Origin of the sequence: Desulfovibrio sp. (genome assembly GCF_019422935.1) — a bacterium.
Taxonomy (GTDB): Bacteria; Desulfobacterota; Desulfovibrionia; order Desulfovibrionales; family Desulfovibrionaceae; genus Desulfovibrio.
The window spans coordinates 1-19,383 of the sequence record NZ_JAHZCJ010000014.1 but is presented as its reverse complement, the minus strand read 5'-3'; the positions used below and the strand labels follow the sequence as shown (position 1 = coordinate 19,383).

Annotated in this window: 15 protein-coding genes; 6 read left to right on the top strand and 9 right to left on the bottom strand. The window is 59.7% G+C overall.

Annotation, left to right across the window (positions count from 1 at the left end):
* Positions 1-111 precede the first annotated feature (111 nt).
* A complete protein-coding gene (locus QZ383_RS14450; protein ID WP_291446484.1) occupies positions 112-1,890 on the bottom strand; it encodes a formate--tetrahydrofolate ligase in 1,779 nt (592 codons plus the stop codon).
* A gap of 254 nt (positions 1,891-2,144) precedes the next feature.
* On the opposite strand from QZ383_RS14450, the gene QZ383_RS14445 reads away from it, so the two are divergent.
* Together QZ383_RS14445 and QZ383_RS14440 are read left to right on the top strand one after the other, a co-directional pair.
* Entirely contained in the window at positions 2,145-2,513 is a 369-nt protein-coding gene (locus tag QZ383_RS14445) for a hypothetical protein (RefSeq protein ID WP_291446483.1), read from the top strand.
* Positions 2,501-2,710 carry a hypothetical protein gene (locus QZ383_RS14440; protein ID WP_192111918.1) on the top strand — a complete coding sequence of 70 codons (210 nt, stop codon included), beginning with the start codon at positions 2,501-2,503 and terminating at the stop codon, positions 2,708-2,710. The genes QZ383_RS14445 and QZ383_RS14440 overlap by 13 nt, the downstream gene beginning before the upstream one ends.
* Positions 2,711-2,759: 49 nt before the next feature.
* Here QZ383_RS14440 and bioA read toward each other — a convergent pair whose 3' ends face one another.
* The 6 genes from bioA to QZ383_RS14410 all read right to left on the bottom strand — a co-directional run bounded on the left by bioA (position 2,760) and on the right by QZ383_RS14410 (position 12,316).
* On the bottom strand, positions 2,760-4,853 hold the full coding sequence (gene bioA, locus QZ383_RS14435) for an adenosylmethionine--8-amino-7-oxononanoate transaminase (protein ID WP_291446480.1): 2,094 nt from the start codon (positions 4,851-4,853) through the stop codon (positions 2,760-2,762).
* Positions 4,840-5,790 (bottom strand): biotin synthase BioB, encoded by a 951-nt coding sequence (gene bioB, locus QZ383_RS14430; RefSeq protein ID WP_291446478.1) that lies wholly within the window; start codon positions 5,788-5,790, stop codon positions 4,840-4,842. The genes bioA and bioB overlap by 14 nt, the downstream gene beginning before the upstream one ends.
* Positions 5,791-5,967: 177 nt before the next feature.
* Positions 5,968-6,378 (bottom strand): MucR family transcriptional regulator, encoded by a 411-nt coding sequence (locus tag QZ383_RS14425; protein WP_240824580.1) that lies wholly within the window; start codon positions 6,376-6,378, stop codon positions 5,968-5,970.
* Between the two features lie 332 nt (positions 6,379-6,710).
* A complete protein-coding gene (locus tag QZ383_RS14420) occupies positions 6,711-7,451 on the bottom strand; it encodes a DUF4851 domain-containing protein (protein ID WP_291446476.1) in 741 nt (246 codons plus the stop codon).
* 283 nt (positions 7,452-7,734) lie between these two features.
* Positions 7,735-11,124, bottom strand: coding sequence for a tetratricopeptide repeat protein (locus QZ383_RS14415; protein WP_291446475.1), 3,390 nt, complete (start codon positions 11,122-11,124; stop codon positions 7,735-7,737).
* Positions 11,125-11,197: 73 nt separating this feature from the next.
* Positions 11,198-12,316, bottom strand: coding sequence for a sigma 54-interacting transcriptional regulator (locus tag QZ383_RS14410; RefSeq protein WP_291446474.1), 1,119 nt, complete (start codon positions 12,314-12,316; stop codon positions 11,198-11,200).
* 116 nt (positions 12,317-12,432) lie between these two features.
* On the opposite strand from QZ383_RS14410, the gene hrpB reads away from it, so the two are divergent.
* On the top strand, positions 12,433-15,228 hold the full coding sequence (hrpB, locus tag QZ383_RS14405; RefSeq protein ID WP_291446472.1) for an ATP-dependent helicase HrpB: 2,796 nt from the start codon (positions 12,433-12,435) through the stop codon (positions 15,226-15,228).
* A gap of 63 nt (positions 15,229-15,291) precedes the next feature.
* Here the strand turns inward: hrpB and QZ383_RS14400 are convergent, their stop codons facing one another.
* On the bottom strand, positions 15,292-16,293 hold the full coding sequence (locus QZ383_RS14400; RefSeq protein WP_291446470.1) for an alpha/beta fold hydrolase: 1,002 nt from the start codon (positions 16,291-16,293) through the stop codon (positions 15,292-15,294).
* Between the two features lie 114 nt (positions 16,294-16,407).
* Between QZ383_RS14400 and QZ383_RS14395 the strand changes: the two genes are divergently transcribed.
* The gene (locus tag QZ383_RS14395) at positions 16,408-17,850 is read left to right on the top strand and encodes an aminoacetone oxidase family FAD-binding enzyme (RefSeq protein WP_291446469.1); all 1,443 of its coding nucleotides are present in this window, start codon (positions 16,408-16,410) and stop codon (positions 17,848-17,850) included.
* 42 nt (positions 17,851-17,892) lie between these two features.
* Here the strand turns inward: QZ383_RS14395 and QZ383_RS14390 are convergent, their stop codons facing one another.
* Positions 17,893-18,096, bottom strand: coding sequence for a dual CXXC motif small (seleno)protein (locus QZ383_RS14390; RefSeq protein WP_022659339.1), 204 nt, complete (start codon positions 18,094-18,096; stop codon positions 17,893-17,895).
* A gap of 370 nt (positions 18,097-18,466) precedes the next feature.
* Between QZ383_RS14390 and QZ383_RS14385 the strand changes: the two genes are divergently transcribed.
* Positions 18,467-18,703: a hypothetical protein gene (locus QZ383_RS14385; RefSeq protein WP_291446467.1), complete on the top strand. Its 237-nt coding sequence runs from the start codon at positions 18,467-18,469 to the stop codon at positions 18,701-18,703.
* A 313-nt stretch (positions 18,704-19,016) separates the two neighbouring features.
* Positions 19,017-19,283, top strand: coding sequence for an RNA-binding protein (locus QZ383_RS14380; protein ID WP_192111928.1), 267 nt, complete (start codon positions 19,017-19,019; stop codon positions 19,281-19,283).
* Positions 19,284-19,383: the final 100 nt, after the last annotated feature.

Here is a 19,383-nt window from a genome sequence, read left to right as displayed (position 1 = left end):
TAAAGCTTTAAGCTTTACGGAACCCCCCGCCTAGCGGGGGGTTTTCTACATACAATAAAAGCGTTACCCGGCCAACCAACTGACCGGATAACGCCTTTATTGTATTGCTCGCTAGAACACGCCGGTTACACGCCCGGTTGCCACATCCACATCTATGTTGCGGAAGGAAGGCCTGGAGCCAGTACCGGGCATAAGGCTGATGTCGCCCGCCACCGGGGCCACAAGGCCAGCGCCGCCAAAAAGCAGTACATCGCGCACATGCAGCCGCCAGGATGAAGGCACGCCCTTGCGTTTGGCGTCGTCCGAAAGCGAATACTGTGTTTTGACCATGCACACGCCAAGCTCGTCCGCATCGGGGCGTTCCTGAAGTGCCTTGAGCCGTTGGGCGGCCATGGGTTCAAAATCCACACCATCGGCGCCGTACACTTCCCGGGCGATGCAGACAATGCGTTCGGCGATGGGCAGCTTCCAGTCGTAGAGCGGACGGAAGTTCCGCTTGGGCGAATTGCAGGCGTCCATAACGGCATCTGCCAGTTCAAGCGCGCCTGCGCCGCCTTTTTCCCAATGTTCAGAAACAGCCACGCTTGCCCCCGCCTTTTCGCAGATACGGCGAATAGCGGCAATTTCAGCGGGCTTGTCGGTATAAAACTTGTTGATGCACACCACAGAAGGCACGCCGGAACGGCGCACAATGCCAATGTGGTGCAGCAGGTTGACGCAACCGGCTTCCACCAGGCCCACATCTTCCCTCAGGTATTCTTCGGGCAGGGGTTGGCCGGGGCGGGGCTGCGGCGCGCCGCCGTGGTGCTTGAGCGCCCGCACTGTGGCCACAATCACCGCCGCGTCAGGGGCAAGACCGCTGTAACGGCACTTGAGGTTCCAGAATTTTTCATAGCCCATTTCTGCGGCAAAGCCGGATTCTGTCACGTGGATGTCGCCAAGCTTCAGCCCCACCCTGTCGGCAATAACCGAACTCTGTCCCAGAGCGATGTTGCCGAAGGGGCCAGTGTGCACCAGCACGGGCTGGCCCTCGATGGTCTGGATAAGGTTGGGCTTGATGGCTTCCACCAGCCAGGCGGTCATGGCGCCGTCCACTTCAAGGTCGGCGGTGGTCACAGGCCTGCCGTTGCGGTCAAGGGCAAGCACCATGCGGCCCATGCGCTGCCGCAGATCGGCCAGATCACGCGCCACAGAAAGAATGGACATGACCTCGGAAGCAACGGTGATGTCAAAGTGCGAGCGCATCATAAAACCGTCGTTGCGTCTGCCGTCGCCTTCCATGCCGATAATCACGTTGCGCAGGGCCTGGGCGCAAAAATCCATCACCCAGCCGGTGCTGACGCGCGTGGGGTCAATATCCAGACGGCGCATGCCCGAAAGCCGCTCAAGCGTTGCGTCGTCATAGTTGCGCTCATGCTGCATGCGGGACGTGAGGGCCGTCATGGCAAGATTGTGGGCCGCGCCCACGGCATGGATATCGCCCGTAAAGTTGAGGGAATACGGCGTGAGCGGGATGCACTGCGAAAGGCCGCCGCCAGCGGCGGAGCCCTTCATGCCCATGGTGGGGCCGCCCGAAGGCTGGCGGATGGCGGCAGAAGACCGCAAACCGCGCCGCGCGAGTCCCTGCACCAGGCCGATGGTGGTGGTGGACTTGCCTTCGCCAAGGGGCGTGGGCGTGATGGCCGTAACGTCAACATATTTGCCGTTGGGGCGGTTCTCAAGCCTTTGCAGCACTTCCTGCTGCTCAATCTTGCCCATGTATCGTCCGTAGGGCAGCACTTCTGAAGGTTTCAGCCCCATCTCGGCGGTCAGGGCTTCAAAAGTTTTCATATTCTGTTCGGCATCCAGGGCTATCTGCCAGTCCGGGTGCTTGGTGGGATCAAGAGTCATGCTGTCTCCATACAACAAAGAATTGGCAAAATGGTACGGGCCGCCCGCTGGGGCGTCAAGCCCGAGGCAACAGGCATCGTGTCGGCCTTGCGGCTGTAGACCGCATCATATATATACCACAACAATTCCGCCATGTTCATGGGCGGGTTTGCCCACCGTAACTGGCAGGCTGGAAATTTCACCGGGCACATGGCAAACAGCCATAAAGCCCGCAGCAGCGCGGCACCCCGCCCCGCCAAAGCACAGGAGCAGCCATGCGATTCACCGCCCAGCAGGGCCGCCTGAGCATACATCTGCGCGTTTTTCGCCAGGGGCGCGACCTGCAGGTGCTCTGCGGCGGCGGCGCAACCCATATCGGCGCTGTGGCTTTGGCCGCGCCCGCGCATGGTCAGGTAGAGGCCCAAAGCCATCTGGCGGGCCTGCCCGGCCACAAGGAAGACGCCCTCGCCCTGCACATGGCGGAGCGCATGGCCCATGCCCTGAACTGCGCCGTGTGCGTCAGCGCGGGCATCCACTACGACAACATCACCCGCGAAGAAATCCGCCAGGTCGAGCAGATGGTTCACGACCTGACGGAGCGTTGCATCTCCGCGCTGCAAAAGGATTCTCCATGCTCACGGTAAACGATCTTACGGAACTGGAAAACTACATCCGCAGCGGCGAGCTTGAAGCCGATTTCAAAGATGGCTGCGAAAACGACCGCTTCTACCTGCTTGAACTGCTGGAAAAGCTCATGGACGTCTCCGAACTGGCAGACGCCGCCGCCACACGGCTCATCTTCAAGGGGCTGCCCGTTCCGCCGCCGCCCACAGAGAAATAAACCGCCATAGGGCCTTTGTCTGCAATGCCGGGAGAAAGCCAGCCAGAATCTAGGCAGGCAGATGCGCTCCTGATTCCAAGGCCCCTGCCACCACGGCGCAGAGCCGCGCCACATCCTCAGCCGGGGTAACATAGGGCGGCATGAGGTAAACAAGGCGGTTAAAAGGCCGCACCCAGATGCCGCGCCGTACAAAATACTCCTGCAACGCGACAGTATTGACGGGTTCGCACGTTTCCACAACGCCTATACCGCCCAATACGCGCACATCGGCAACGCCTTGAAGCCCCGCGCATGGGGCAAGCCCTGAGCGCAGGCCGCTTTCAAGGTTTGCCACCTTCTGCCGCCAGTCTTCCTCCTGCAGCAGGTCAAGGCTGGCGCAGGCCACGGCGCAGGCCAGCGCATTGGCCATAAAGGTGGGGCCGTGCATAAACACATTGCCCCCGGCGCAGATGTCCTCCGCCACACTGGCTGTGCAGGCCGTGGCTGCCAGGGTCAATACCCCGCCCGTGAGCGCCTTGCCGCAACACAGAATATCCGGCGAAACACCGGCCCATTCCGCAGCAAACATCTTGCCTGTACGGCCAAAGCCCGTGGCGATTTCATCAAATATCAGCAGTGCGCCAGCCTCGCGGCACAGTTGCGCAAGCCCACGCAGGTATTCGGGGTGGTAAAACCACATGCCGCCCGCGCCCTGCACCACTGGTTCAAGAATCACCGCCGCAATCTCGTGCCCGCGCACGGCAAAAACACGCCGGGCATCGTCAAGGCTCGCCGGGTCAAAGGGCTGGTCAAAGCGGCAACTTGGCCGCTCCATAAATATCTGTTGGGGCAGCATGGCCGTGAACAGGCTGTGCATACCCGTCACCGGGTCGCACACCGACATGGCGCCAAAGGTGTCCCCATGGTAACCGCCGCGCGGCGTTAGAAACTTGCTGCGCCCGGTCTGGCCCCTGCCCTGCTGGTATTGCAGGGCCATTTTCAGGGCCACCTCCACCGCCACCGAACCGGAATCTGCAAAAAAAACGCGCTCAAGTCCCGCAGGCATGAGGCGCAACAGCCTTTCGGCCAGATTGACCGCCGGTTCGTGCGTCAGGCCGCCAAACATTACGTGGGGCATGCGCCCGGCCTGTGCGTGCAGGGCCTCCATAAGGCGCGGATGGTTATAGCCGTGCACGGCTGCCCACCAGGAAGACATGCCGTCCACAAGTTCCCTGCCGTCCGCCAGCACAATGCGGTTGGCTCTGGTGCGCGCCACTGTGCTGAGCAAGGGCGGCTGCATGGCCGAGGCGTAGGGGTGCCAGATGGTCTGGTGATCGCGGCGCACAACATCCGCTCCGCAGTCGCAAGCAGCATCCTGAGAGGCTTGCAGATGCCGCACCAGCGGTTCAAGCTCCTGAGCCAGCGTCTGCCAGCCCTCTGCATCCAGTTGCGCCACGCGCGGCAATTCCACAAGGGGAGCAGTCTGGCCATGTTGCGCCAGCCGCTCGCGCAGCATTGCGGCATTGTCGGCCAGCATGGCGTCCACATCCACGCCGGGGCAACCCGCTGCCGGGTCGGCGGAGGGCACAAGCACCACTCCGGCCAGTTGCAGACCGTTATGCCGCAATGCATCCATTGAAAGCAGAATGTGGTTCAGCCCACCCAGATAATTGCCGCCCACAAGCAGCACGGGCAGGCCCACCGAGACCATGAGGTCGAGCATGTCCTCACGCTCGTTGAGCGGCACCCGCAAACCGCCAGCGCCCTCAAGCAGCAGCATTTCAGCGCTGCTGGCGCGGCTGTGGCAAACAATGTCGTTATGTAGTCCTGCGCAGGTCAAGCGCGCACCTTCGCGGGCCGCGGCCAGATGTGGCGATGCGGGCAGGCTGAAGCAATGCAGGGCCGTGGCAGGCAGCATGGCGGCGCTTTGCGGCATGCCCGCAACGGCAGCAGCGTACACGCGCGCATCGGCCAGAGGGGCCGTATTGGCCTGCTCCGGCGCAACGCCTGTCTGCACAGGCTTTACAGCCTGGGCGTTGATCCCGGCCAGCAGCAAGGCCCGCAGCAGGGCCGCCGTCACAACGGTCTTGCCCACATCGGTGCCAGATCCGGCTACAAAGAGGCCCCGTAGCGGCAGATCAATCTTTTCCTCAGCAGTTTGCATCGCAGCGAACCTCAAGTCCTTGCGCGGCGATCATTTCAAGATCATGCGCAATGCTCTGCCCGTGGGTTGTAAGATAATCGCCCGTCATGAGGGCATTGGCCCCGGCGGCGAAAATTTCATTCTGGCGGCTGCCCAGCACCAGAGGCCTGCCCCCGCAGATGCGCAATGTGGCCTTGGGCAAAATGTGCCGGAACACGGCAATGAGCGTCAGCGCCTCATCCGCGGTAAGAGGCTTCTGCCCTGCCAGCGGCGTTTCCGGGTGCGGATGCAGAAAATTCATGGGCACATGGCTCACACCCATCTTCTTGAGACTGAAGGCAAAGTCCACGCGGTCTTCCCAGCTTTCACCCAGGCCGAACAGGCCGCCGGAACACACGCTCAGGCCTGACTCACTGGCGCGAAGCACCGTGTCGCGCCGTTGCTCCCAGGTTTGCGTGGTGCACACGCTGGAGTAATAGTCCTGCGAGGTTTCCATATTATGGTGAAACCGGGTAAGCCCGGCCCCGGACAAAAGGGCAAAATCGTCAGCCGTGAGTTTGCCCAGCGAAGCGCAGACGCGCGGGCGCACGGCATCCGGCAGGCCTGAAATCACAGCGTGCAGGCGCTGCAATTCGCTGCCGCTCAGGGCCGAACCGCTGGTAACAACGCCAATGCGCGCCACAGGCAGGGCTGCGAGGTGCAGAATGCGCTCGCGCAGTTCCTCGTCCGGCAAGAGGGGAAAAACCTCAATAGGAGTGTGATTGTGCCGGCTCTGGGAGCAGAAACGGCAGTCCATGGAGCAGTTGCCGCTTTTTGCATTGATGATGGCGCACAAAACAATGCCGCGCCCAAAGGTCGCCTCGCGCAGCGCGGTGGCCCTGGCAAATAACTGTTCCTGCGGCAGGGACAAAAGCGCGAGGGCTTCGGCGGGCGTTGCAGCCGCCTGTGATTCAGTCATGATATAACCCTGAAAAAGAACAATGGTGCAGAGCAAAAATCATTTGCTGGCCGTAACCGCCCTGAATGGCAGCCATGCCGTCATACAGACGGGTACAATGCCATTTTTTGGCCTAAAAAAAAAGCCCGCCTCAGGGGCGGACTTTCAGACCAATGACAAAGCCTGCTATTGCGGGTTTTATGCCGGAGATTCTTGAACCTTGCGGCGCTTTTCCCACAGCTTCATGTCTTTCATCTTTTTGCGGCGTTCGCGCTGCAGGGCTTTGCACACCAGAGGTGCGTCTTTCTTGAAGCCCCACTTTTCGCGGTATTCAGCCGAGGTCATGCCGTGGCTGGCCAGATGACGCTTGGTAAGAATCTTAAAGCTCTTTCCACACTCAAGGCAGGTGACGGACTTTTCTTTGACCGACTTGCGTGCTTCAACGGCCATTTCGCCGCTGTCCAGTTCCACAGGCGTTTCGCCTTCGGCAACTGCTTTGATGCCCTGTGCCACTTTCTGTATAAAGGCGGCTATTTCTTCTTCGCTCATAACGCGAACGCCAGCTTGTGCTCTGGTGATTTCCAGCGCCTCTTTCAGATAATCGTCCATAACTACCCCTTTATTGTCTTCAACATACTCAATCTGACGCGCTGCGTACCCGCCTGATCGGCTCATTGACAGAACAGTCGGTCCCCCTCCCATCCTGATGGGGAGAACATACACAGCAGATATTGTTTCGTCAATGTACTATGCCCTATAATATAAAATTGTGTTGCAAATTTTACATAACCATTATTCCAGAATGTATTAACTTGTTGCAGTTACTTGGTGTCGGTGCAGGCGCAACAAACGTAAAAAACAGGGAGGCCGCTTGAAAAAACTTTCCCAAGTGGCCTCCCGGGCGGGATCAAGGTGTAATGTCAGATTACCGCAAGAAGATGCTACTTTAAGACAAATGTGTCATACTTTGATGCAGTTCCCCAGAAGCGGTGATCCAGATATTGCCCACGAATGTTCTTTGCATATCCTTCCGTAATTCCAGTCATATGCTCAGCTACAGAAGCAACGGCAAAGGCGGCGCTGGCGCGCTGCTCAAAGGCACGAAGCTGGTCTGTCTGGCTTTCTGCCAGGCTTTCCTGCCCGGCAAGATTTTCAGGCAGGGGTTCTCTGTATTCCAGTATGACCTTGGTGTCATTAAAATTGTATCTGGCGGCAAAACCGCGCGTCAGCCAGCGCATGGGCTTTGTTTCGTCCGTCAGCCCTGCAAGGGCTGAAAACGCATCCCTTTTACTGTCCACAATATAGGTGCTGGCCGCAAAGCCGTCATTGTTGAAAATCTCCACCCCTTTATCGACGCTAAAGGGGCGCTGGCCGTCGTTGTCCCAGTACCAGCCGCGCGGCACCTCCGCCAGCCCCACAATGGCCAGGGGACTCTGAGGATCCCCCTTGCCGTAAACAGCAACCCAAGCATGCAGCGGCAAGCCGCCGATAACGCCTGCGTCATCAAGGCTGACGCTTGTCTCGCCCCCGGTAAGCAGGGGCATGTTCACGGCCTTGATGCTGATGGCCGGGCGGGCTGTGGAAACATAGGCCGCGTTCTGCATTCCCCTTTGTAATGCGCCGGTGCATCCGGCCATCAAGGCAAGCAGGCCGAGTGTAACGCAAAGAAGCACTCTGTTCATATGCCCTCCAAGGCAGACGGCGCACATCACGTCCTGCATCCTCCAGTGAATCTTGCGGGACGTTCCATCGCACTTATCCATTAAAATTGCAGAAGACAAACAGTTCCACCCCACGGCGGAACTGCTGTTGTGTCTGGTTATATTCCAAGGAGTGAACGCATGCAATGCGCCCTCGCATACCTGATTGGCATATGGAAGGGATTCAGCGCCCTGAGGCAGGATGCGCCTGAGGCAACAACGGCAGGCTGGGACGACAGACGCAAAAGACCGAAACCGGGGAAAACTAGGGAGCGGCGGGCTTGGCGGCGGGCGCAGCCTGACTGCCCACCCCGCCGGGCAGGTAGTTTTGCAGATCGCGCGAAACCTCAAAGGTGTGCAGTTCCGCCGTGGCTGCCCTGGCAAAAGGTGAATCGGCGTAGTTGCGCACAATATCCTCAAGCAAAGCCTGAGCCCGCGTGGCATCGCCCAGCTTGCGATACAGCCGGGCCTCACGGAATCGCAAACCCGGATATTCCGACGACTCCTTGGGTACAAAGGCATTGTAACGCGCAAGCCATTCCAGAGCTTCCGGCACACGGTTGCCCACTTCGCAGATATCCATGAGTGAGAGTATGGCATCCTTGATGCGCTGCGGGTCGGCCTTGTCGGAACGTTCATTCTGTAATTGGGTAAAGAGATCAATCACCTTGCGGTTCAGCGTGTAGGAATTGCGAATGTCCTTGCGCTGTTCGGCATCGCGGGCAAGAAAATATGTGGCGTAGGCCCGCTGATAGAGCGGGATATCCTGCCGCTCGGCAAGCTTTTGCCACATGGCGAGAGCAGCCCCGTTCAGATTGAGATTCTGGGCCGAGAGCGCCATGGCGTAGTCAAGCTGGTTGCGCAACTGGGGGTTCAGAGGCCAGGTGGACACCAGTTTGCCAAGATCAAGAATTTTTGCCCAAGCCCCGGCTTGAAGATAGCGGTTGAAAAATTCCGTAAAAGTCGCTTCCCCATACTGTGGATCCATGGGCGACTTCAAAAATTCCGCTAACATGCCAAGGGCCTGTTCCGTATCGCCCCGTTCAAGCATGCCCTGCGCCAGGGCATAGCGCATGCGCGGATCTATAGCCCCGTAGCGCTCGCGCACCAGGGGAAAGCCATTCCACAAAATGAGAATGCGCCCATAGTTTTTTTCAGCCATGGAGTTGGCAAGCTCTTTCTGAAAAGCAAGCCAGATAATATCGCGGGCCTGCGCCACATTGGCGTTTTCCGGGTAGCCATCAATAAAATCTGCGGCCTTGCCCATGGCCTCGGTATAACGCTTGCTCCAATAGAGCCACATGGCCTCCTTGAGCCGCGCGAGTACAGACTCCGGCGCAGTGCGCGAGGCCGCCGCAAGGTTGGCGTAAACCTTGGACAGATTACCACCGCTGGCGGCCCTGGCAAAAACCTGGGTCATGGCCTCATAATTGATGGGCGAATCGTATATGCCGCCCTCGGCCAGCCGCAGACTTGCCATATTTGCCGCATGGGTTCCCGCAAAATGCCGCGTCAGATAGGCATACAGAAACTCGGCCCCGCTTTTGTTGCCAAGCCGGGTATACATGTCGCCCATTTTAAGGAGCAGGTCGTCGTTGCCCTTCTGCCCGGGCACAAGGTTGTAATACAGCCAGTACAGGGTCAGGGCCGCAACGGGTTTGTCCAGAGCCTCATCATTGGCACCCTGCAAAAACAGGAATGTGGGGTCTTCAATATAATAGCGGGGCCAGCGTTTACTTATAAAGTCCAGGATAACCTGTGCATTGGCGTACTTGCTCTGGTTGTTCAAAGCCTGTGCAAGCCCCACGGACGCCTCCTGCAAGAAGGAGGATTCAGGGTACTTGTCGAGCACGATGGCAAAAGACTGCTCCGCCTGGGCATCCATGTGCCGCTTGAGCTGCGCCTTGCCGAGGGCCGTAAATCCCTGTGCCACGCCGGGATAATCCGGATAGCGCCGATACATGGCCACAATGTAGCCCCCGGCATCCACCAGATTGCCAACATTGACGTTAACCAGCCCCAGCCGCAGGAGGGCCTCCGGCACTCTGGGAGAACGCAGGTCAAAATTCATGGCCTCGCTGGTGGCTGAAACAATAGGCTCAAAGCCAGCCAGTGGATTATCGGCATATCTGGCCCATACGCAATCGCTGATGTAATACAGCGTTTTGAGGCGCATATCGGCACTGATGGTGGGCATTTCCTTCAGTTTTTCCAACTGCGGCAAGGCCTCAACAAACTTGTGTTCCTTGATGAGCCGCTCCGCCTCTTCCATCATTTTTTCCGGGTCAACAGGCTTGGCAACAGGATTGCCCTGTTCGTCCACATAGACCACGGGACGGGGTTCTTCCTTGGGGGCAGCGGCCCCGTGACCGCCTTTTTCTTCGGCATGCGGCAGACCCACCACATTTTCTGAAACCTTGCCGGATACATTGCCGCCCGCGCCGTTCGGCTTTGCCTGACCGGCCACGGGGACAGGCGCAGGCTGCTGAGCCGGTGCAGTTTTTGCCTGCGGTGCAGGTTGCGGTATGGCCTGCGGCGCAACCTGCTGGACTGGTGGGGCGGGCTGAGCTTGCGGCTGCGCAGCGGGCGGTACTGCCCGCTGGACGCCATTTTGCGGGGCAGACGCAGGCGGGGCCACTGGCCTTGTCACGGGCTGGTTTGCTGGCTGCGTTGCAGGCTGAGTCACTGGCTGATTTGCAGATGCAGCCGGAGCCGCTGGTGCGGGCGCTGGCGTTGTGGCCGGAGCCGCAGCAGGAACGTTGCTGGGGATTGATGTGGAAAGCCCCTTACTCTCAGGCCAGTTTTCCGGCCCGCCGGGGTTTACCCGGCTCATAAGGCTCTGACCGTCCAGCGTCACGGCGAGGCTGCCCGCACCGCCTGCGGCTTGCGGCACTTCGGCGGCTTCCGCAGTCTTGGTCGCACCAAGGACGGAAAATTTCTGGCTCAAATCCGTAAGTTTTGCCTTACCCGCATCAAGCAGACCAGCAAAGGGCAAAGCCTTTGCACCCTGCTGCACATCGGCCAGCAGTTTTTGGGCCTTTTGCAATAAGCCCACTGCTGCGTCTGCGGGCAGATTGACGGCAAAAGAAGCGCCCTGCCCTTCTGAATCAGCAGACGCGTTGCCCACGGGCACACCCGCCGCATCCAGACGAGAGGAATTTTCCCCTTTCTGGATTCCTGCGGCAAAAATTTCTATATCCAGTTCAGAAGGAGAAGGCCGACGCATGACATGATTCACGGCCTTGGGAGAAAGTGTAATGCGCAACTGCCCGTTGGAAAGCCCGATGCTGTCGAGCAGCGCTCCCGCAGAAGGCGCTGCGCCGCTGCGTTCAAGCGTTGCGGAGGGATCGTCAAGATAGAGGAGCAAGGTATTGCCGGTGCGCAGGAGCCTGTGCACCTGACCGGGGCTGTCGAGCGTAAGGCGCAGCCTTTCCCCGGCGGGCTGTGAACTTTTTGACTGTTGCCCGGCAGCGTTGGCTGCGTCAGTATCTGCGATGGGCGCCCAGTTCCAGCTCATGCCGCACGAAGGCTGTGCGGGCAGCAAAAGGCTCGCAATCAGCAGCAAAGCCCCAACACGTGAGCAGCGTTGGGGAATCGCACCCTTGCGGGCAGAAATATGAGGCCGTGGCGCGGCGGCGAAAAGTTGTGTATTCACTTGCACTTCGCAGGATGTGTCGTGGCGTCTGAGCCGCAAAATCCAACGCAAATTTTATGCAAATTTTATGCCGCTACATACTGCGTTTCTTGAGCTTTTCAATAAGCGTTGTCCGCTTGATGCCCAAAAGCTCGGCGGCCTGATTTTTTACTCCCTCCGCCTTGGCCAAGGCCTCATCAATAAGGCGGCTTTCCACAGCATCAAGAAAATCTTTCAGGTTCTGTCCCTGAGCCGTCAAAACACCCAGATTGGGCCACGCAAAAGCTCCGCTGGCTGCAACGGGTATTGCGGCTTCAACTTGCGGCGCTGGGGCAGGCGTCTGCTCCACTCCGTCATCTGCGGCAGGTTCGGCAAGAGGCTCCGCCTCCGGTTCGCACGCCGGGGCATCCTCCTCCACCGGGGGCAGCAGAGACACATCGCCCACCTGATCCAGAATCTTGCGCGGCAGATCATCCATGCACACCGTATCGCCATCCACAAGGATGCTCAGGCGCTCCATGAAGTTTTCAAGCTCGCGCACGTTGCCGGGCCAGTTGTAGGCCGCCAGAATACGCCGCGTTGTTTCATCAAGCAGCATGGGATCGCGCGCTTTTTTTGTGCAGAAATGGTTGAGAAAATAGCGCGCAAGCAGCAGCACATCATTGCCGCGCTGGCGTAGCGGCGGCAAATGCAAAGGAATGACGTTCAGACGATAGTAGAGATCCTCGCGGAAGCGCCCGGCCGCGACTTCAACCTCAAGATCGCGGTTGGTGGCGGCCACAATACGCACATCCACCTTTTTGCAGCCGGTGCCGCCCACGCGCTCAATTTCCTTTTCTTGCAGCACACGCAGAATCTTGACCTGAAGGCTCAACTCCATCTCGCCGATTTCATCCAGAAAGATGGTGCCGCCGTCAGCCATTTCAAAGCGGCCTTGCCGCGAGCGGATGGCGTGCGTAAAGGCGCCCTTTTCGTGACCGAAAAGTTCGCTTTCAAGCAGCTCTTTGGGGATGGCCCCGCAGTTGATGGGTACAAAAGGCTTGTCAGCCCTGCGGCTGTTGGCGTGAAGCGCGCGAACCAGCAATTCCTTGCCAGTTCCCGATTCACCAGTTACAAGCACAGTGCTGTCCGTGGGCGCAACCTTGCCGAGAACCTTGAAGACTTCGGCGAGGCTTGTGCTCTGGCCGATAATGCCGCTGGTATTCAACTCCATGTGTGCATTCTCCGCGTGCATATCCTTTCCTGTGTCAATACACTGACACGCATTGGATTACCAGTAAAAATGCGCCTATTGTGCCGCATTTACCCTCAGCCATGCCGCATTTAGCCATGACCGATTCGCCAATACGCATTGCCGCCCTCGCAAGCTCGCCTGATCGTTGCCCGGGCCTGCCACCATGCCTGCCCCCATGCCCACTTGACGCTTCACGCGCAGAAGTTCTGGATTCCCTGGCCCAGGGCCGCAATCTGGTGCTCAGCGCCCTGCCGGGAGCGGGCAAAAGCAGCCGCGTCCCCCTCTGGCTCATGGGGCAGCCCTGGCTTGAGAATCGCCGCATTCTGCTGCTTGAGCCACGGCGCGTGGCGGCCCGTGCGCTGGCGCGCTATATGGCGGCTCTGCTGGGTGAGGAACCGGGCGGCCTTGTGGGCTATCGCATGCGTGATGAAAGCCGCGTCAGCAGCCGCACCTGCGTGGAGGTTGTCACCGAGGGCGTGCTCACGCGCATGTTGCAGGATGATCCCGAGCTGCCGGACATAGCCTGTGTGATTTTTGACGAATTTCATGAGCGCTCGCTCACTGCCGATACCGGGCTTGCCCTCTGCCTTGAGAGTCAGGCTGCGTTGCGCCCCGACCTGAGGCTGATCGTCATGTCCGCCACGCTGGATGTGCAGGCCGTGGCAACACTCATGGGAGGCTGTCCTTCTGTTGTGTGCGAGGGCAAAACCTTTCCTGTGCAGATGCGGCACCTGCCGCCAAAAATCCGCGCAGGGCAGATTGTGGGCGGCGACCCCCTGCCTGCTGCCGGGGCAGGACCTCTGCTATGGCATCACATGGCCGATATCATTTTGCATCTGCTGCGCACAGAACAGGGCAGCCTGCTGGCTTTTTTACCCGGCGCAGGCGAAATCCGCCATCTTGCCAGCCTGCTTGAGGGCGCTTTGCCCGCTGATGTGGCCCTGTGCCCGCTCTATGGCAATCTTAGCGCCAGAGAACAGGATACGGCCATTGCGCCCGCCCCGCAGGGGCACCGTAAGGTGGTACTTGCCACGTCCATTGCCGAAACCTCACTGACCATTGAGGGCGTGAGGCTCGTGGTGGACAGCGGCCTTGCGCGTTTGACGCGCTTTGATCCGGCCAGCGGCCTCACCCGCCTTGTGACAGAGCGCGTGTCGCTGGCTGGCGCTGCCCAGCGGGCCGGACGCGCCGGACGTACAGAACCCGGCATCTGCTGCCGCCTGTGGGCAAAAGAGCAGGAAAACGGCATGCGCCCGCACATTCGCGCTGAAATTCTGGATGCCGACCTCACCGGGCTGGCGCTACAACTGGCGGTCTGGGGTGTGACCGATCCGGCCTCGCTCGCATGGCTCGACACGCCGCCCCCGGCCCATCTGGCTGTCGCCAGACAGAACCTTCTGGCGCTGGGCGCTGTGGATGCCCAGCTGAGGCCAACGGCCTTGGGCCGCAACATGGCCGCGCTCCCTCTCGCCCCACGCACGGCGCGCCTGCTGTTGTGGGGGCGCGACAACTCCCTTGCCGCATTGGCAGCCTGTATCGCCGCCTTGCTGGAAGAACGCGACCCGCTGGCCTTTGCCGCTGGCAAAAACAAGGCCGGCATGCCTGCCGCTGGTGCGGGATGCGATGTGTTGCGCCGCCTCGACTGGTTGTGCCGCGATGGCGCAGCGGGCAAGAATACGGATGCCGCCCGCGAGCGGGTGCATCGTCTGGCGCAGCGGCTCATGCGTCAGGTTGATCGCCATGAGGAGAAAGGTTCCCGGTCTGCGGCACAGGGGCAATCCAACAAAGCGGACAACATTTTTTCCGCAGCTCTCGCTCAGGCCTCAAGCCTTGGGCAACTCCTGGCTGTGGCGTGGCCGGAGCAGGTCGCCAAGCGGCAGACAGACGGTCAGCCACAGAGCAGCAATGGAAATTTTGCGGGAGGGGTGGCCCCCATGACGCCCTACCTCCTGCGCAGCGGACGGGCCGCCCAGATAGCCAGCGATGATCCCCTGGCGCGGCTGCCCTTTCTGGCGATTGCAGAAGTTGACGGAGCAGCGCCGCGCGGGCGCATCCGTCTTGCCGCCGCCCTTTCGTCCGATGATCTTGCAGCACTTTTCAGCGCAGATATTTGCAACGAAGACAAGCTCACAGTTTCGGATACAGGGCTTGTCAGCGCCCGGCGGCAGCGAGTGCTGGGATCTCTGGTTCTGGAAGATGCCCCCCTGCCTCGGCCACGGCCCGATGAGTGCGCTACGGCCCTGTGCGCCCATGTGCAGAACAAGGGGCTGGAATGTCTGCCGTGGGATGATGCCGCAAAGCAGTGGCGCGCGCGGGTAAGCCTGCTGCGCGAGCTGGACGGCGAGGCATGGCCCGATGTTTCTGATGCCGCCCTGCTGGCGACCATCAATGACTGGCTCGCACCAGCCTTGCAGCAGGCACTCGAAAGGTCAGCGGGGCAAGGCAAGCAGGGGCGGGCCAATTCGCTGGCGGCGCTCGGGCCGGAGCAACTGCTGGATGCCCTGCGCCGTCTGCTGCCGGGGAATCTTCACCGGATACTTGAACGGCAGGCCCCCACGGAATGGCAGGTGCCGTCAGGGGCCATGCGCCCCATTGTGTATGGAGAAGACGGAGGCCCCTGGCTGGCCGCCAAGTTGCAGGAATTATTCGGCTGCGTGAATACGCCGCGTATAGCTGATGGGCGCGTGGCTCTGGTGCTGCGCCTCAATTCGCCCGCAGGGCGTCCCTTGCAGGTCACGCGCGATCTGGCCCACTTCTGGCGCAACGGCTACCCCGCCGTACGTGCAGAAATGCGGGGCCGCTATCCCAAGCATCCCTGGCCGGAAGATCCGGTTAACGCCGTGGCCACGGTTCTGACCAAGAAGCGGCTGGCCGAGCGGCAAAAAAGCTGACGCGTCGCAAATCTGCCAACGCAACAAGCCCTCTGTTGTTGCGCCTGCTGCGATACCAAACGCCTAAAAAACGCCGCGCCCCGTCAACTGACGCACAAATTCGCGCGCCCGGTGCTCGCTATAGTATTCCCGCTTCTGTTGCACAAAACCCACATGCCCGCCATGCGGGGCGACCTCCAGATGCAGGTGCGCGCTCTGCTCCGCCGTCTGCCACGGATAACACGAGGGCGCGCAAAAAGGGTCGTCCGCAGCCATGAGCAGCAGGGTTGGCACGTTTATGCAGGGCAGGTCGGGCAGAACCGTATTTTTTTCCCAATAATCCTTGGCTGATGCAAAGCCAAAGGCAGGCGCGGTAAAACGCTCGTCAAACTCTGCGAAGGTATGGATTTTTTCCACGCCTTCAACTGAGGGGTAGGAAGGGAAGCGCTCGGCCTTTTCGCGCACTTTTTTACGCAGTGTGCGCAAAAAATAGCTCATGTAAATGCGACAGGCAGGGCCATCCATTACCGGCGCAGCGGCGGAAAGATCGCATGGCACAGACACAGCCACAGCCGCCCGCACCAGCGGCGAAACCGGCCCCCGGCCCAGATAACGGCAAATCTGGTTGCCCCCCATGCTGAAACCAGCCAGCAGCAGGGGGTGGTCGAACTGCTCGGCAAAACGCGCCACAGTTCCCAGATCTTCAATCTCGCCCATATGATACAGGCGCGCAGTGCGGTTGCTCTCGCCCGAGCAGGAGCGCATGTTCCAGGCCAGCACGTCAAAGCCTTCGGCCCGCAGGGCATTGGCCATGCCCAGAACATACTTGCGGCGGCTGTTGCCCTCCAGCCCGTGCGAAATAACAGCTATGCCCCTGCCCTGCCCAAACGGGCGCTCCGCCCTGTCCTTTCCTAGCGAGGGATGCTGATCCACATCAAGAAAGTCACCATCGGGCGTTTCAAGGCGCACCCGTCGCACAGAAGGCGACATTTGCGGCTTTTCACGAAAGAGCACGGGCCACATGGTATTGGCGTGACCGTTGCGCACAAACCACGGCGCAACGTAGGATGAAGCAAGAACTGGCATGATAATCCCGGTAACAAGAAATGGCTGCGCGGATGCGCGGGCCGGGTCAGACAAAGGCGGTTTGCTGGCACACAAGGGCTTGGCAGCCGCCAAAGCCTCGTATACCTTCGCCGCATGCACAACAAAGCTCCCCAAAATAGCGCCACGCGCAAAATTCTGTCAAATCCGGCACGTCAGGCCTTTGCCCCGCAAACACCCGGCCCCAAGGCCACGCCCGCTGCGCCTGCGGCACCGGTTGAAAGCACATCGCCAGTCAAGCCCAGAGGCAAGGATTCTGTACAAGCCAAGCCCCCTAAAAGAAAGGGCGTACAGCCCGTGCAAAACGCCGGGCAACGCGGCCCTGAAGTGGTCGATGTGCTGATTCTGGGCGCAGGCGCTGCGGGGCTTATGTGCGCCCGCGAGGCGGCGTCAAAAGGCCTGAGTGTTGTGCTGCTGGAGCGTGGGGCTGTGCCCGGGCGCAAACTGGCCGTCAGCGGCGGCGGCAAGGCAAATTTTACCAACCGCGCAGTCAGCCCCAAAGACTACCGCTGTGACGGAAGCAGGGGCAATGCATTTTGCGCCCCTGCCCTCAAGGGCTTTACGCCGGAGCACATGCTGCGCCTTGTGCAGGAGTGGAATCTGCCCTTTGAGGAGCGCACCCACGGCCAGCTTTTTCTGACGGTTTCCGCGCAGAGGCTGGTCAGGGCGCTGACAGACGACTGCCGCAAGCACGGCTGCACCATCGCCTGCGGCACTACAATATCAGCAGTAGAGGCGCTGGCGGATGGTTTTTCTGTGCAGACGGAGGGCGGTTCGTGGCGCGGCAAGGCTCTGGTGCTGGCGCTGGGCAGCCCGGCATGGCCGCAGGCTGGTGGCAGCGGTGCCGGCTATCGGCTGGCGGAAGAGCTGGGGCACAATATTATTGCGCCACGCGCCGTTCTCGCTCCGCTACGCCTCAATTCGGATTCCCCCCTGCTCGGCCTGGCGGGCATCAGCCTGCCTGTGGGCATTACCTTTGGGCAACACCACTGGGAGGATGATCTGCTGTTCACCCATGAGGGGTTCAGCGGGCCAGCAGCCCTCAAAGCATCCCTCTATTGGGCTGAAGGCACTGCAATCACACTGAATTTTTTGCCGGAGCAGGATGTTGCCGCGCTTATGGATACGCCGCAGGCTGACAAACAGACCCCCCGCGCCCTGCTGGCAAGGTTCCTGCCCCAAAGACTTGTGGACGCCCTGCTGCCAGAGGAAACCGCGAGGCGCAAGGTGGCGGAACTTCCGCGCGCGGCCCGCGTGGCGATTGTGGAAGCCGTGCAACGGCACACGGTATGTCCGCAAGCTACAGCGGGGCTCAAAAAGGCAGAGGCCTGCTCCGGCGGTGTAAATACCGACGAGGTAGACCCCAAGACCATGCGCAGCCTGCTGCAAAAAAATCTGTTTGTGGTGGGCGAACTGCTGGACGTTACAGGCCTGCTGGGCGGCTACAATCTGCATTGGGCGTGGGCCAGCGGCATGGCGGCTGCCAGAGAACTGACCCGCAGCACTACCGCTCAGGCAGTTGCGCCAGCCAAGGATTAAACGGCTGGCAGCTCACTGCCCCCTCCCCCCGGCGTGGAAACGCTAGATGCGGTTGCAGTAGACGTTTTCCAAAAAGTGCTCCATGGCTTCGTCCGCCTGACGGATGTAGTCCTGAAGCGGAAACTGGGCCTTGCAGGCCGGGCAGTACATATAGACTTCGTGGCAGGTGCGGGCAATATGCAGGGGCGCGCCGCAGGTCGGGCATACGAGTGTAGTCTTGACATCACGGGGTGCAAAAAAAGCCATGGCGATTCTTTGTGTTAGAAGTATTGTTTGAAATGCTGGCCGGGCTGTGGCCGAGCAGTGGCTAGACCGGTAAAATGCCGGTTCCATCCCCACCCGGGCCATTGGTCATGAACCTTGAACAAGCGGCAGATGCTCATCATATCCGGCGGCGCAACGCAGCTTATCCTTAGAGCATTTGCCCCATATTTTTGTCAACATGGGCCAGATGCTGCAAACCCCTTGTCGCCACAATGGACGAGCCATAAAAAATGCCCGCAAATGCCCGGCTCCGTAGGCTCAAATTTGTTATTGCGTCCGCCGTCCGCTCATGCCATAGACGTACAGCCATATTGTTGTAGATGTGGCATAACCAGAAGAAACGGATACGAAAATGAAAAAGCTCCTTATGGCTGCCGTGGCCCTTTCGCTGATGACTGCTCCCTGCCTCTTCAGCACTGAAGCCAACGCCGCAAACACCGCTCCGGCAACTGTTGCAAGTGGAACCAAGGCACACAAAGCCAGCAAGGCCAGCAAGGCGAAGGCTCCCGCCAAAGTAAAAAAAGTTTCTGCCAAGGCTCCCGCCAAGGCGAAGAAAACTCCTGCAAAGAAAAAGACGCAGGCAATCTAATTCTTGCTGTCAAAAAGGCCGGTTAAACCGGCCTTTTACAGTTTAGATTAATGCGTTATTGAGTGCATAATCAGCTAACAGCAGAATAATGCACGCGCAGTAATGTAAAAATACCACCCAATGCGGAGCAATTCAGTCAGTTTTTATCGTTTGGCAATCATTTTTGAAGCCAATGCAGATAATACTTGACGATTTTTTTGCTTAACAGTACTGTTCGCCCTTATTCATAGGGTGCAGTATTTCTTTTTGCCAGAGACTTTGCGTGGGTAAGGCTTCAAGCGGAAAGTTTACCCACCTCAACAACGGAGTCGTTATGGCTGTTTCCATTTATGTCGGCAATCTGCCTTTTTCCGCCACCCAGGAAGGCGTTGAAGCCCTGTTCGCCCCCTACGGCGAAGCCCTTTCCGTCAAGCTCATCATGGATCGCGAAACCGGCCGCCCCCGTGGCTTCGGTTTTGTTGAAATGGACGAAGCCGATGCCCACAAGGCCATTGAAGCCTTGAACGGCGTTGACTTTGGCGGCCGCACCCTTCGCATCAACCAGGCCGAAGAACGTCGCCCCGCGCCCCGCCGCTGGTAGACCACAAATTTCCTTGAAAAAAGGCCGCTGCTCTCGCAGCGGCCTTTTTTTGTATGTAGAAAACCCCCCGCTAGGCGGGGGGTTCCGTAAAGCTTAAAGC

Bases quoted from the DNA above. Each gene is read 5' to 3' on its own strand.
- bioB (WP_291446478.1), bottom strand. From the start codon at position 5,790: ATGACTGAATCACAGGCGGCTGCAACGCCCGCCGAAGCCCTCGCGCTT.
- QZ383_RS14450 (WP_291446484.1), bottom strand. From the start codon at position 1,890: ATGACTCTTGATCCCACCAAGCACCCGGACTGGCAGATAGCCCTGGAT.
- bioA (WP_291446480.1), bottom strand. From the start codon at position 4,853: ATGCAAACTGCTGAGGAAAAGATTGATCTGCCGCTACGGGGCCTCTTT.
- QZ383_RS14395 (WP_291446469.1), top strand. From the start codon at position 16,408: ATGCACAACAAAGCTCCCCAAAATAGCGCCACGCGCAAAATTCTGTCA.
- QZ383_RS14440 (WP_192111918.1), top strand. From the start codon at position 2,501: ATGCTCACGGTAAACGATCTTACGGAACTGGAAAACTACATCCGCAGC.
- QZ383_RS14380 (WP_192111928.1), top strand. From the start codon at position 19,017: ATGGCTGTTTCCATTTATGTCGGCAATCTGCCTTTTTCCGCCACCCAG.
- QZ383_RS14425 (WP_240824580.1), bottom strand. From the start codon at position 6,378: ATGGACGATTATCTGAAAGAGGCGCTGGAAATCACCAGAGCACAAGCT.
- QZ383_RS14420 (WP_291446476.1), bottom strand. From the start codon at position 7,451: ATGAACAGAGTGCTTCTTTGCGTTACACTCGGCCTGCTTGCCTTGATG.
- QZ383_RS14410 (WP_291446474.1), bottom strand. From the start codon at position 12,316: ATGGAGTTGAATACCAGCGGCATTATCGGCCAGAGCACAAGCCTCGCC.
- hrpB (WP_291446472.1), top strand. From the start codon at position 12,433: ATGACCGATTCGCCAATACGCATTGCCGCCCTCGCAAGCTCGCCTGAT.
- QZ383_RS14445 (WP_291446483.1), top strand. From the start codon at position 2,145: ATGCGATTCACCGCCCAGCAGGGCCGCCTGAGCATACATCTGCGCGTT.
- QZ383_RS14385 (WP_291446467.1), top strand. From the start codon at position 18,467: ATGAAAAAGCTCCTTATGGCTGCCGTGGCCCTTTCGCTGATGACTGCT.
- QZ383_RS14400 (WP_291446470.1), bottom strand. From the start codon at position 16,293: ATGCCAGTTCTTGCTTCATCCTACGTTGCGCCGTGGTTTGTGCGCAAC.
- QZ383_RS14390 (WP_022659339.1), bottom strand. From the start codon at position 18,096: ATGGCTTTTTTTGCACCCCGTGATGTCAAGACTACACTCGTATGCCCG.